The organism is Echinicola vietnamensis DSM 17526, from assembly GCF_000325705.1.
Lineage (GTDB): Bacteria > Bacteroidota > Bacteroidia > Cytophagales > Cyclobacteriaceae > Echinicola > Echinicola vietnamensis.
In genome coordinates, this window is record NC_019904.1 from 4,409,027 (window position 1) to 4,421,935 (window position 12,909).

General features: G+C 46.5%; 14 protein-coding genes. 12 read left to right on the plus strand and 2 right to left on the minus strand.

The window, feature by feature from the left end; translation table 11 throughout:
* The first annotated feature begins 182 nt into the window (after positions 1-182).
* From ECHVI_RS18005 to ECHVI_RS23390, 12 genes are all read left to right on the plus strand, one after another.
* Entirely contained in the window at positions 183-1,148 is a 966-nt protein-coding gene (locus ECHVI_RS18005; protein ID WP_015267456.1) for a vWA domain-containing protein, read from the plus strand.
* A 23-nt stretch (positions 1,149-1,171) separates the two neighbouring features.
* Entirely contained in the window at positions 1,172-1,819 is a 648-nt protein-coding gene (locus ECHVI_RS18010; protein WP_015267457.1) for a hypothetical protein, read from the plus strand.
* On the plus strand, positions 1,809-2,471 hold the full coding sequence (locus ECHVI_RS18015) for a hypothetical protein (RefSeq protein WP_157501509.1): 663 nt from the start codon (positions 1,809-1,811) through the stop codon (positions 2,469-2,471). The genes ECHVI_RS18010 and ECHVI_RS18015 overlap by 11 nt, the downstream gene beginning before the upstream one ends.
* A 213-nt stretch (positions 2,472-2,684) precedes the next feature.
* On the plus strand, positions 2,685-3,866 hold the full coding sequence (locus tag ECHVI_RS18020) for an acetyl-CoA C-acyltransferase (RefSeq protein ID WP_015267459.1): 1,182 nt from the start codon (positions 2,685-2,687) through the stop codon (positions 3,864-3,866).
* Between the two features lie 71 nt (positions 3,867-3,937).
* Positions 3,938-5,242 carry a toxin-antitoxin system YwqK family antitoxin gene (locus ECHVI_RS18025; RefSeq protein WP_015267460.1) on the plus strand — a complete coding sequence of 435 codons (1,305 nt, stop codon included), beginning with the start codon at positions 3,938-3,940 and terminating at the stop codon, positions 5,240-5,242.
* A 123-nt stretch (positions 5,243-5,365) separates the two neighbouring features.
* Positions 5,366-6,301: a phosphoribosylaminoimidazolesuccinocarboxamide synthase gene (locus ECHVI_RS18030; RefSeq protein ID WP_015267461.1), complete on the plus strand. Its 936-nt coding sequence runs from the start codon at positions 5,366-5,368 to the stop codon at positions 6,299-6,301.
* Positions 6,302-6,353: 52 nt separating this feature from the next.
* Positions 6,354-6,737: an STAS domain-containing protein gene (locus tag ECHVI_RS18035; protein WP_015267462.1), complete on the plus strand. Its 384-nt coding sequence runs from the start codon at positions 6,354-6,356 to the stop codon at positions 6,735-6,737.
* Positions 6,738-6,739: 2 nt separating this feature from the next.
* A complete protein-coding gene (locus ECHVI_RS18040) occupies positions 6,740-7,651 on the plus strand; it encodes a ribonuclease Z (RefSeq protein ID WP_015267463.1) in 912 nt (303 codons plus the stop codon).
* Between the two features lie 3 nt (positions 7,652-7,654).
* The gene (locus ECHVI_RS18045; RefSeq protein WP_015267464.1) at positions 7,655-8,455 is read left to right on the plus strand and encodes a queuosine precursor transporter; all 801 of its coding nucleotides are present in this window, start codon (positions 7,655-7,657) and stop codon (positions 8,453-8,455) included.
* Positions 8,456-8,587: 132 nt separating this feature from the next.
* The gene (locus tag ECHVI_RS18050) at positions 8,588-8,884 is read left to right on the plus strand and encodes a hypothetical protein (protein WP_015267465.1); all 297 of its coding nucleotides are present in this window, start codon (positions 8,588-8,590) and stop codon (positions 8,882-8,884) included.
* Between the two features lie 320 nt (positions 8,885-9,204).
* The gene (locus tag ECHVI_RS18055; protein ID WP_015267467.1) at positions 9,205-9,897 is read left to right on the plus strand and encodes a CPBP family intramembrane glutamic endopeptidase; all 693 of its coding nucleotides are present in this window, start codon (positions 9,205-9,207) and stop codon (positions 9,895-9,897) included.
* Between the two features lie 405 nt (positions 9,898-10,302).
* Complete coding sequence (locus tag ECHVI_RS23390; protein ID WP_015267468.1) at positions 10,303-10,914, plus strand: outer membrane beta-barrel protein; 612 nt, start codon at positions 10,303-10,305, stop codon at positions 10,912-10,914.
* A 115-nt stretch (positions 10,915-11,029) separates the two neighbouring features.
* Here the strand turns inward: ECHVI_RS23390 and ECHVI_RS18065 are convergent, their stop codons facing one another.
* Both ECHVI_RS18065 and ECHVI_RS18070 read right to left on the minus strand, forming a co-directional pair.
* The gene (locus ECHVI_RS18065; protein ID WP_015267469.1) at positions 11,030-12,025 is read right to left on the minus strand and encodes a bile acid:sodium symporter family protein; all 996 of its coding nucleotides are present in this window, start codon (positions 12,023-12,025) and stop codon (positions 11,030-11,032) included.
* Between the two features lie 107 nt (positions 12,026-12,132).
* Complete coding sequence (locus tag ECHVI_RS18070) at positions 12,133-12,894, minus strand: TrmH family RNA methyltransferase (protein WP_015267470.1); 762 nt, start codon at positions 12,892-12,894, stop codon at positions 12,133-12,135.
* Between the last annotated feature and the right edge of the window lie 15 nt (positions 12,895-12,909).

Consider the following 12,909-nt stretch of genomic DNA (forward strand, 5'->3'; position numbering starts at 1 on the left):
CGCAATTATACCAATAACTCGCTTGGGCAGTGACCCCTTCATCAACGTAACGTATGAAATGCTTGCGTCGGGAGACGGCGGTTTCCCTCCTTTGTACTCCATTGCGAAAGCACTTACCGGACCTTTCATGATAATTTATCGGCAGTTGTTTCGTTTTGAATTAAAATTCCTAATTTCAAGGCATGATTTGGGCATATCCTGACTTAACATTAATTGGTATACTCGCCGCCGTATTTGGGGCGCTTTATTTTCTTTACCTTGTGCGTTTCTATCGCATCAATAAAAGGCTGAAGGTCAAAAAACACCGCTTGCTAATGAAGATGGGCTTGCGGATCGTGTACTTTTTGCTCTTCTTGGTAGCACTGGCGGGACCTTCCGTGGGCAACGCCACCAAAGAAATCAAACAAGAAGGCAAGGACCTGTTCATTGCGATCGACCTGTCCCAATCCATGAATGCCGCGGACATCAGTCCTTCCAGGCTCCAGCGGGTGAAATTTGAGCTGAAAAACCTCATTAAAAATTTCAGCTCCGACCGTATCGGCCTGATCATCTTTAGTTCGGAGGCTTTTATCCAATGTCCGCTGACCTTTGACCAGAATGTCCTGCAGCTGCACCTGGACGGCCTGAACACCAACTTGGTGCCCAACTATGGTACGGACATCGCGGCGCCATTGGCACTGGCCATCCAGAAATTCCATACAGACGAAAACCAAGATCCAAAATCCAAATCCATCGTGCTGATCAGTGACGGGGAGAATTTTGGAGACAACCTTAACAATATCCTGGACCAGCTAAAGGATGAAGGCATTAGGGTCTTCAGCCTTGGCGTAGGTACAGAAAAGGGCAGCACCATCCCCAAAGGAAACGGTGTGATCATGGACGAATCTTCCAATGCGCCAGCGGTCAGCAAACTGAGCTCAAAAACCTTGAAAAGAATTGCCAGTGAAACCAATGGCCAGTATTTTGAAATCAGTGACGAAAATCAGGAGATTCCGCAGCTGATTTCTTCCATCGAAAAGCTGGAAGGCGCCGTCACTGGTTCCAGAACAGTAGAAGCTTCTGCCAATAAGTATTTTTACTTCTTGCTGGCAGCACTTGGCTTGGCAATACTCGATATGATCTTGCCCCTGAAAACCATCAGTATGTAACTTTAAATGCCCGAAAAGGAAATATGAACAAAATACTTCTGGCAACATTACTGCTTATTCCCGCTTCGTGGTCAAAGATTTCGGAGAAAAATGCCGCCATCGATTTGGCTGCCGAAAAATACAAGGTAGCCGAATACGAGGAATCCGTTCGCCAGCACCTTGCCTTGCTGAATGAACATGGCATCACCGCCCCTGAAGCCAATTTTGACCTGGCATTGAGTTATCAGTTTAACGGGCAGGAAGAAGAAGCCAAGAAAAAGTACCTGGAAATGACGGGTGCAGCGAAGCATCACATCGCCAGCGCAGCTGCTAATCAAAATGGGGTGCTGCTGGGCAGGGATAAAAAATACGAAGAAGCCTTGGCTGCTTTTAAGACCGCCTTGATAAAAGACCCTACCAACGAAACTGCCCGCTATAACTATGAACTGCTGGCACGGTGGCTGGACAAGAACCAGGATCAGCAAGACCAAGAAAATCAAGATGACAACAAACAGGAGCCTTCCAATTACGCCAAGCGAATGAAAGCGGAAGCCGATAAGCTGGTGGACCAGTTCAAATTCCAAGAGGCACTGGATGTCATGGCCAAAGCTTTGGAAATCGATGAAACTGTTTCGCACTATCAGGAGTTTATAAAGAACCTAGGAGACATCAATGAAATCAATGCAAATTAACATAACGTCTTTTTCTGGCCTGATGGCCCTGATGCTGGTGGCGACCCTCCAGGCATCTGCCCAATCGGCAGACACGTATTTTAATCAAGCGGCCAAGAACTATGTGCATGCCGATTATGCCGGTGTAGGCCAGACCTTGGCAGAGGGACTGCAGAAATTCCCCGATGATCCCAAGCTCAATGCCCTGAAAGAAAAGCTGCAAGACGATCAAGAAAAGCAAAACCAAGAGCAGGAGCAAAAGGATCAGCAGGACCAGCAGCAGCAAGATCAACAAAACCAAGACCAGCAACAGCAGGGAGACGAAAACCAGCAGCAAGAAGACCAAGGGCAGCAGGAGAAAGAATCCAAGGATGGCCAAGGGGAAGAGCAAACCCAAGAAGATGGGGCCCAAGAATCCGATAAAATGGATGAAAAAAGAGGCGAAAAATCCCAAAATCAGGAAGCTTCGGAGGAATCTTCCGATATGGAAAGCGACCTCAGCGAACGTGAAAAAGCCATGGAAGCGCTTCGCCAAAAACTCCAGCAGATGAATATCTCTCCAGAGCAAGCCAAACAAATCTTGGATGCCATGGACAATGCCGAAATGCGCTATATCCAGCAAACCAGAAAAAAACCAAGCAAACGGCCTGATAAGAATTTACCGGATTGGTAAGTTATGAGTCTTTGGTCCGGAGTTTTGAGGCTTGAGTATATAGTTTCTCTTACAGGAGAGGTTAAATGGGATAGTAACTCCTCGTCATAGCCAACACATAACAACAGTAGGGACGTAAAAGCTAAATTGGAAACATGAAACCTATCATCGTACCAAAAAACTTGCAGCCCTGCAACTTTCAAACATTTTAACCTCAACAACCCATAAACCCAAATGAAAGAAGTTTATATCATCTCAGCCGTACGGACTCCCTTGGGGAGTTTTGGCGGCAAACTGTCCGGACTCACCGCGGTAGAACTCGGCGCCCAAGCCATCAAAGGCGCTTTGGGACGGGCACAAGTCACCCCAGAACAAGTCGATGAAGTGATCATGGGAAACGTCCTGTCGGCCAACCTTGGTCAGGCACCTGCTCGCCAAGCGGCCATAGGTGCCGGTATTGGCTACCATGTTCCCTGCACCACGGTAAACAAAGTCTGTGCATCGGGCATGAAGTCGGTGATGTTTGCTGCCCAGTCCATCATGACGGGCCAAAGTGACATCATCGTGGCCGGCGGCATGGAAAGCATGTCCAATGTCCCCTACTACATTCCCAAAGCCCGCTTCGGCTATAAATTTGGCAATGGGGAATTTGTCGACGGCCTCGCCAAGGACGGCCTGCATGAAGTGTACTACAATTTCCCCATGGGCAATTGTGCGGATAACACCGCCAAGGAAAAAAACATCAGCCGTGAAGCGCAGGACGAATATGCCATTCAATCCTACCGACGTGCTGCCGAAGCTTGGAAAGCACAGGCATTTCAGGACGAAGTGATTCCCGTAACCTTCAAGAGCAGGAAAGGAGAAAGCATCACCGTGGACGAGGACGAGGAATACCAAAACGTCCTGTTCGAAAAAATCCCTTCCTTGCGTCCGGTGTTTGACAAGGAAGGTACGGTCACCGCAGCCAACGCTTCCACCATGAACGACGGCGCCGCTGCACTGGTCTTGATGAGCAAGGAAAAGGCCGAAGCCCTAGGCCTCCAACCCGTTGCCAAAATCCTTGGCTTTGCCGATGCGGCCACGGATCCGATTTGGTTTACCACGGCGCCCGCTTTGGCCATCCCAAAGGCCCTTAAAAACGCAGGTATACAAGCAGAAGCGGTGGACTATTATGAGATCAATGAAGCCTTCTCTGCCGTGGCCCTTGCCAACCAGCAGGAGCTGAACATCCCAAATGACCGCCTAAACGTCTTTGGAGGAGCCGTTTCCCTCGGCCATCCGCTAGGCGCTTCCGGTGCGCGGATCATGGCCACCTTACATTCAGTTTTGCGGCAAAAAGGCGGCAAAATCGGTGTGGCCGGCATCTGCAATGGCGGTGGTGGTGCTTCTGCCATGGTCATCGAAAACCTCAGGTGATCCTTAGCTGAAACCGTCCAAGATAGCCATTTGATCTATCCATTCGAGCATTTGAACGTCCCTAAAACGACATGTTTTTAAAATATACCATCCTCTTCTTCCTGTCATTGCTGTGCTTTTATGGTAACGCCCAAGACACGGTACGCACCTATTATGATGAAGAGCAATCCAAGCTAATGGAAATTTACTTTTCGGAAAATGACCAAATCGAGGGGACCTATCGGCGGTATTACGAAGACGGGTCGCTCCAGCTTGAAGGGATGTTTGTCAACGGAAAGCGGGAAGGGGTTTTCGTCCATTACTATCCCGAGCAGGGCGACACCCTCAAAACCGTCGCATACGAGAACAATCTTCGGGAAGGTCCTGCCCTCTCCTACGACCAGTCCGGAAACCTGATCCAAAAGGCCGCTTTCCAGGAGGACATGATGGAAGGGACATTGGAAACCTATTTCCCGGAGGGTGCCTTAAAAATGACCGGACCATTTCTTCATAACAAGCCACAGGGAAAGCACACCGAGTACTACTCAAGTGGAACCGTCCGGTCTGAAGCCAATTACGAAGCGGGAGTCCTGGAAGGCAGCTTCAAGAGCTTTTACGAAAACGGTCAACTGCAATCCCATGAACATTACGAGGCCGGACAGCTGGACGGCCAAGTCACCGCCTATTATCCCAACGGCCAACTAAAAGAGCAAGCTTATTATGACAAAGGCGTCCAAGACGATGTGTTTACAGCCTATTTTGAGGATGGTCAAATAGCCAAAAAGGGCAACTACAAAAACGGCCGTCCTGATGGAGTGTTCAAAACATTCTATCCGTCCGGCACCACCAAAGCGCTCATCGAATATAAAAAAGGAACACCCGTCGGGAACCAAATCCTTTACTATCCCTCCGCCAAAAAATCGGAAGTCATCGCCTATGATCGTGATGGGATCAAACAGCAGCATATCTTTTACCATGAAAATGGCCAAATCCAAAAGAAGGTCCAACTGGTGCAGGGAGTGCCCCAAGGACAAGTCATTGCCTACGATGAAGATGGACGCAAACAGGAGGTAATCCCCTACCAATACGGGCAGTGGGATGGCACCTACCGCCGATTCGACCAAGCAGGCAACCTTATACTGGAGCAGGAATTCAGAAAAGGCAAACCATATGGCGAAGAAAAGTCCTATCACCCTAATGGTCAGCTCAAGACCTTGACCACTTACGATGCAGGTTGGAAACACGGGCCCTACCAATCGGTGAATCCACAAGGAACCGTTCTCGTAGAGGGCAGTTATTGGTACAATAAAAAATCCAATACATGGAAATATTATGACGAGGAAGGAACCCTCATCAAAACAGAAAAATATGATAAAAAAGGGAAATTAGTTGAATAATTTTCCCCGAAAAGAAAGGTTAAAATCAGCCTATCTCCTATTTTTGCTATTTATAATTGAATCGTTAACCTAAGGCAAGCACCGGTAAAACCGGGCAATTGCCCCAAAGCAAGTGACAGCATCATGAATACGGCCATCAAAGAAACCCAATTTGAATTCCCGAATCAAACTGGTTTTTACAAAGGGAAAGTCCGGGATGTCTACATGTTTGAAGACAAGATTGCGGTAGTCGCCTCCGACAGGATCTCTGCATTTGACGTGGTCCTTCCCCTGCCCATTCCTTTTAAAGGCCAAGTGCTGAACCAGATCGCAGCCAAGTTTCTGGCGGCCACAGCGGACATTGTGCCCAACTGGGTGACTTCTACGCCCGATCCGAATGTGACGATCGGCAAAAAGTGTGAGCCCTTTAAGGTGGAAATGGTCATCAGGGGCTACCTTGCCGGCCACGCTTGGCGGGAGTACCGCGAGGGCAAAAGGAGCATCTGCGGGGTCAGTCTGCCGGAAGGCCTTAAAGAAAACGACAAGCTTCCCGAGCCCATCATCACGCCGACAACCAAGGCCGACGAAGGCCACGATGAGGACATCAGCAGGGAAGATATCCTCGCTCAGGGCATTGTCAGTGCTGAAGATTATGCCATTCTCGAAAAGTACACCAGGGCACTCTTTCTGCGCGGCACCGAAATGGCGGCTGACAAAGGGTTGATCCTCGTGGACACCAAATATGAATTTGGCAAGGCCGATGGTAACATCTACCTGATCGACGAAGTGCACACCCCGGATTCCTCGCGCTACTTTTATGCAAAGGGCTATGAGGAAAACCAAGAAACCAACCAGCCCCAAAAGCAACTTTCCAAAGAGTTTGTAAGGCAGTGGCTTATCGCCAATGATTTCCAAGGCAAAGAGGGCCAGAAGGTACCCAATATGCCCAATAAAATTGTAAATGATATTTCCGACCGTTATATTGAGCTTTATGAGATGATTACTGGTGAAAAATTCCAGAAAGCAGACAATACCGATATGATGGACAGGATCAGGAAATCCATTGAAGAAAACATTTGATTTCCAACAATCCCAATCAACAAGGCCCACAGGGCTTCAAAAAACCTTAAAAATGAAGTACGCAGTAGATAAAAAAGAACAATACGTAATTTTCACTTTGCAGGAAGAAAAGCTGGATTCACCGCTTTCTCCGGTATTAAAGTCAGAACTTTTGACCGTGCATGCAGAAGGCTACAAAAACCTGGTCTTGGACATGAGCCAAGTCAAATATGCCGACTCCAGCGGGCTGAGCGCCCTCTTGGTGGGCCACCGGGCCTTTAGCGAAGATGGAGGAATCTTCATCATCGCCAGTCCACAAGAGCACGTCACCAAGCTGATCAAAATCTCCATGCTGGACAAAGTCATGAATGTGGCAGATTCGATCGAAAATGCAGCAGACCAAATCTTTATGCATGAGATCGACGGAAACAAGGAAGAGGAAGAAGAGGAAAACTAATATTGGAATTTTCGGTAACCATTCTAGGCTCCAATTCGGCCGTTCCGGCGCACGACAGGAACCAGACTTCCCAGATTGTCACCCTTGGCAGCAAACTGCTGATGATCGATTGTGGGGAAGCCACCCAAATCCAGTTGCAACGCTATAAAATCCGGTCGTTTAAGATCGACCATATCTTTATTTCACATTTACATGGAGATCACTACCTCGGACTGATGGGCGTGATCTCCACTTTTCACCTCAACAAACGCAAGACACCCCTGACCATTTATGGCCCCCGTGGCCTGGACGAGATCATCACCACCCAACTCAAATACGGCAATACGAAGCTCAACTATCCGCTTCACTTTGTCCGCACAGATCCCGACCAGAAACAGCTGCTGGTGGATGCCAAGAAGTTTATGGTATACAGTTTCCCCCTGAAGCACCGCTTGCCCTGCACGGGCTTCTTGGTCGTGGAAAAGCCCGGTCTCCGGCATATCATCAAAGAAAAACTGCTGGAACAGCCCCTGAGCATTCCGGCCATCAATGTCCTCAAACATGGCAAGGACTATATGGATAAAGACGGCAATGTATTTACGGTCGAGGAATTTACCCGTCCCCCGGACCCTATCCGAAAATATGCTTTCTGCTCCGACACGATCTTCGACGAAGAGCTGGTTCCTTACTTGAAAGGAGTGGATTTGCTGTACCACGAATCCACCTTTATGGAAGCCGAGTGCGAACGGGCTGCCGAAACGTATCACTGTACGGCCAGCCAAGCAGCCACCATTGCCCAAAAAGCCGATGTCAAGCAATTGCTGCTAGGGCATTATTCCACGCGGTATGTGGAGCTGGAGCCGCTGTGGGAAGAGGCCAAGCGTGTCTTTGACCGCTGCCAACTCAGCACCGAAGGAGAAACCTATTCCCTCTAGCCTATGTCCACCACCGCCGACCACACCTTCCAGCACAAGAAGACCACGCTGTTCATCGTCCTCAGTGGCATCTTCCTGACCAATGCCATCCTGGCCGAACTCATTGGGGTCAAAATCTTCTCCGGTGAGGCCACATTGGGGCTGGAGCCGGCCAATTGGACATTTTTCGGGGATTATGTGCTGGACTTTAACCTTACGGCCGGAGCGGTGATCTGGCCGGTCGTCTTCATTACCACGGACATTATAAACGAGTACTTTGGCAAAAAGGGCGTGCGCAAGATCAGCTTTCTTACCGCCGGGTTTATCGCCTATGCCTTTGTGTTCATCGCCATCGTCACGGCCTTGCCGCCGGCCCAGTTTTGGCTGGACGTCAACAGCACGGACCCCAATGGCCAGCCATTTGATATCGAATATGCCTTTGACGTCATCTTCCGCCAAGGGCTGGGCATCATCATCGGCTCCCTGACCGCCTTTTTGCTGGGTCAGCTGATCGATGTCTTCGTCTTCCAAAAGCTCCGCAAAATCACCGGTGCCAAGATGATCTGGCTGCGCGCTACCGGATCCACCTTGGTCTCCCAGCTGATCGACTCCTTTGTGGTGTTGGGCATTGCCTTTTATGTCTTTGGCAACTGGTCCATCGAGCAGCTGATCGCCGTGGGCATCATCAATTACATCTATAAATTTACCGTCGCCATCATCCTAACGCCCCTGCTTTACCTCGGCCACAACCTCATCGACCGCTACCTCGGCAAGGAATACGCCGAACGCATGGCCGAAGAAGCCGCTGAGGACACTTCTTTTTGAGGCATGGTGCGGCTGCTATTCAGCAACAAGAGATTTATTAATTGAAGTTGTAACGAAATCATTGATGAATTGCATAAAAAAAAGCAGCACAAGATCAATTAAAAATGTATTTTAGACTAATCGTTAGCTTTAATGCTGGCCCAAGTTTACGGAATTGAAATTCTTAATAAGAAAATGGAACAAAATAAACTTAAAGCATTATCAAACGAGGAATTATTGAAAGAAGCGAAAAAATTGAAATCCTCAAAAACCATAGATGCAACTTTGATAGGATTCTTAGTTGGAATTTTAATTTACAGTATTTTCGTGGGCAACTTCAGCTATTTTTTAGGACTAATACTTTTATATGCAATTTTTAAATTAATTAGTAAAAACAAGTACAAAAAAGAAGAAATCGAAAATATTTTAAAAGAACGTAATATAAAATAAAGAAACGTTTTGAGCGCTTTCCAAACCAGTCCGCATTTGAAATACGGACTGCGGAGCACGGCATTTGCAATGCCAACGCTATCGAGACCAAAGGATCTTATCTTTACCTTTAAACCTATTACCGATACCATCGTTTCCACTTCCCTCCCAGCAAAATTACCCCACATAGGGTATTTTTCAATGGATAAATTTTTGGTATTTTCAGCAATGGCCCGATGTTATAAGGAAGTAAACGTTTACAGGGTATTTGCTAATGGAATATCGAGACTGTAAAGGTGTTAGCAGCAAGCAATAGCCCTATATCTAAAATTGATGGACAAATGAATAATACATCAACGATAATATTAGCATGTTTGATTGGAGCAATTTACCCGATTTATATTGTCGCTACGCATCAAAAAGCAAACAATAATATCAGACAGAATGAGAAATATCGTCTAATTGACTACCAAAAGACTTTATTCATATTTTGGGGTTTAACACTTTTGATTTTATTCAACTTTATCGCCTACAAACAACCTGACTTAAATTTTAAACCAACATTGTCCTTAATAAATCTTGGACTGATGATTTTAATTTTGGGTTTTGCTTATTTTCAATACAGAGCAAGCAAAATAACCCCAAATGACACCAATCCTATTATAGAAAAACTGAAAGATGTTTATCATTATTTACCAAAATCCGACAAAGAGCTAAAATGGTTTATGTTTCTTTCTATTAGTGCAGGAATATGCGAAGAAATAATTTTCCGATTGTTTCTTTTTGAATTTTTGAAAGAGAGCGTAAACCTAATAATTGCATTTACAGTAACGAATTTAATATTTGCTGTTACACACATTGGAAGCGGAAAAAACAACTTACTTAGTTCATTTATTTTAGGTTTATTGTTTAGTGCTATCTACTATTTTACAGACAATATTTGGATTGCAATTATTTTACATATTTCTATTGACGTAAACGCAGGAATTTTGGGATATAGAGTAAACAAATTGACAAAAAATAAAATGAAATAAGCCCAAACCGCTCACATAGTACAAGCGTAACGAAGGCAATCCTTGGGTTTGTATCTGACAGCTTTGGAATCTTCCTAGGTATTCTGACATTCTTTCTGGGTGCCAATTGGTTAATCACTTGGATTAGGCAGAAATTCTATTTCGAATCAATGATAAAAAAAATAGAAAGCGATGCCCCAACGAAACCTATACGCCATGCGGGCTGAAGAGAAAAATGAAAGATCGGTGTTTCTAAACCGTCAAAGCAGAGCTTGAGCGGTTTGGTTTAATAAATTCAAAAACACAAAACGCAGCTTTGGCTACTGTTTGTGCAAGATTGAAAGTTTTGGCTTTTTAATCCCGCACTAGGCATACCCAAACCGTTCCCAGCAAGTGAAAAAGATGAACGTCCCCAACAACTGAAAAATGAAATATCTAATCTGCATTGGACTTTTAGTAAGTAGTTTATTATGCCATGGTCAAACGAGAGAAAAAGGTGACATAGAGTTCATACCGATAATTGGATATAGCGCATCTTATCAATTACAATCTTTACTTTTTGGCTCATCATCCGTTTCCGGAATCCAATTAGGAACATATGGAAATTATTTTTTTAACAATCAATGGAGTTTACGCGCAGGTTTGTCCTATCAAAAAATGGGAACTAACACTATAGATGCTTTAATTTTTGCGAACGAATATTCCGAAAGAACCACTTACATAACTGTCCCATTGACTGTAAATTATCATTTCGGAACAAAACGAAATTGGTTCGTAAATTATGGAGTAGGTATTGGATTTTTGACCAATGCTGAAGCAGATTATAATGATGGGAATGGATTTGTTGACATAAATAGGTTAGCAAATTCAACTCAATTTGGATTAAATGGAGGAATTGGATATAAATTCAACGTATCACCTAAATTTCTAATGCTGATTGAAAATTCTAATTTACTTGGATTAACAGACGCTACCAATCAAAGGAGTGGAAAGCATTTTTATATGAGCTTTAATCTTGGTGCTGTTTTTAAAATCTGAAGAATGAATAACACCGTTGCTACGCTTTTAGGCGAGCCATGGTAGCCCAAACCAGTCCGCATTTGATATGCGGACTGCGGAGCACGGCATTTGAAATGCCTATCTAATACTCCCCTTACGCCTTCTCTTTGTTCCTTTCTGCCAACTGCTGTGCGATCACACTGCCGGTTACCAGTTGGAGGGCATGGTAAAGCATCAAGGGCAGCAGGATCACACCAAAGGTCACTGGATCCGGAAACAGCACCTTTCCCATGGCCGCACCTTGGATCAGGGATTTTTTGGAGCCGCAAAAAAGCACCGTAATCTGATCCGCGCGATCAAATCCCAACAGCCTGCCCATGCCGTACATCAAGGCGACTATCACCAGAAAAAGCAGCAGCATCAGGCCGCCCAGACCGATCAAAAAGCTCCAGCTCCTGCCTTCAAACATCCCCCTGCCCACAGCAGCGGAAAAGGCCGAAAATACGATCATCAAGATAATGGCTTGGTCCAGGTTTTTCAGGGCCGTGCTATGCCGGCTTACCCAAGGCCCCAGCGACCGGTGCAGCAGAAAGCCCGCCACCACCGGAAACAGCACCTGAAGGCTAAGCTGCCAAAAGGTATCCAAGAGGTCAAAGGTCATCTCACTCCCTTCCAAAAAGAGCTCCATCCACACCGGTGTGATAAAGATGCCCACCATGCTGGAAATGCTGGCATTGAAGATTGCCGCGGGAATATTGCCTCCGGCAATGGAGACCATGACCACCGATGCGGATACCGTGGACGGTAATGCAGAGAGGTACAGCGCGCCCAGCCACAAAGGATCGTCGCCTGCACCGACCATGGTCTTGACCGCCATCACCACCGCCGGAAACACCAAGAAAGTCGTGCTCTGGATCAGCAGGTGTAACCGCCAGTTGGCCAATCCGGCTTTCAGCTTCACCGGATCCATCTTCACCCCATAGAAGAAAAAGATCACCGACACCCCGTAATGGGTGATTTCCTTAAACGGGATGATGCTGTCCTCTGCCCCTAGTTCCGGAAAGATATTGGCCAATACGATCGTCCCGATCAATGCCAGAAAAAAGCCGTTTAGCCCGGCTTTGGTAAGAATATTTTTAAGTTGGCTCATAACGCACTGCGTTCTTAATAAAGTTGGTTAATCGTTATAAAATGGGAAACCGCGGGTGACAACTCTTGGCCATCGCCATGCCCCCTCAGCGGAGCCGAAGGAACCCTTTACACATCTGATCTGGAAAACTTCCCTCTCCGGAAATTATCACAAATAACGGCGGTGGCAATGGCCACATTGAGGGATTCGGCATGGCCAAATGATGGGATGGTCAGCTTGTGGCTCACGGTCTTCTCCAAGGGTGCACTGATGCCATTGGCCTCGTTGCCCATCAGGATGATGCCCTCTGGCGCCAGGGATTGCCGATGGATGTCCTGTCCCTCCAGAAAAGCGCCAAACACAGGTAATGCCTGCCGGGACAGGTAAGGCGCCAAGTCCGCATAAAAAAAGGATACCCGCGTAAACGACCCCATGCTGGAATGAAGCACTTTAGGATTGTAAAAATCGGCCGTTTGAGGCGATAAGATCAATTTCTGAATGCCATACCAATCCGCAATACGGATGATGGTCCCCAAATTTCCCGGATCCCGTACATCGTCCAATGCAATGGCCAATTCCCCCGCTTCCACGTCAAAAGGTTGGTTCTCTTTCAGTTTGGCCACCGCCAATGCCGCATCATTGGTTTTGAAAGAACCGGTCGCCTCCAGGACCTTCTGGGGCACTTCATAGGCAGCAGCCTTGGAAGCAGCGATCAGCTGGGAATGTTGGGCTTGGTATTTGGCGGTATAAAGAAGATGCGTAACTTCAAAATCCGAGTGCAGTAATTCCGTCACATTCTTGGTGCCTTCCACAAAAAAAGCACCTTCTTGTTTACGGAATTTTTTCTGTTGCAAGGATTTAATAAACTTAAGCGTATTTTTGCTGATCATTAAGGTCAATGAATT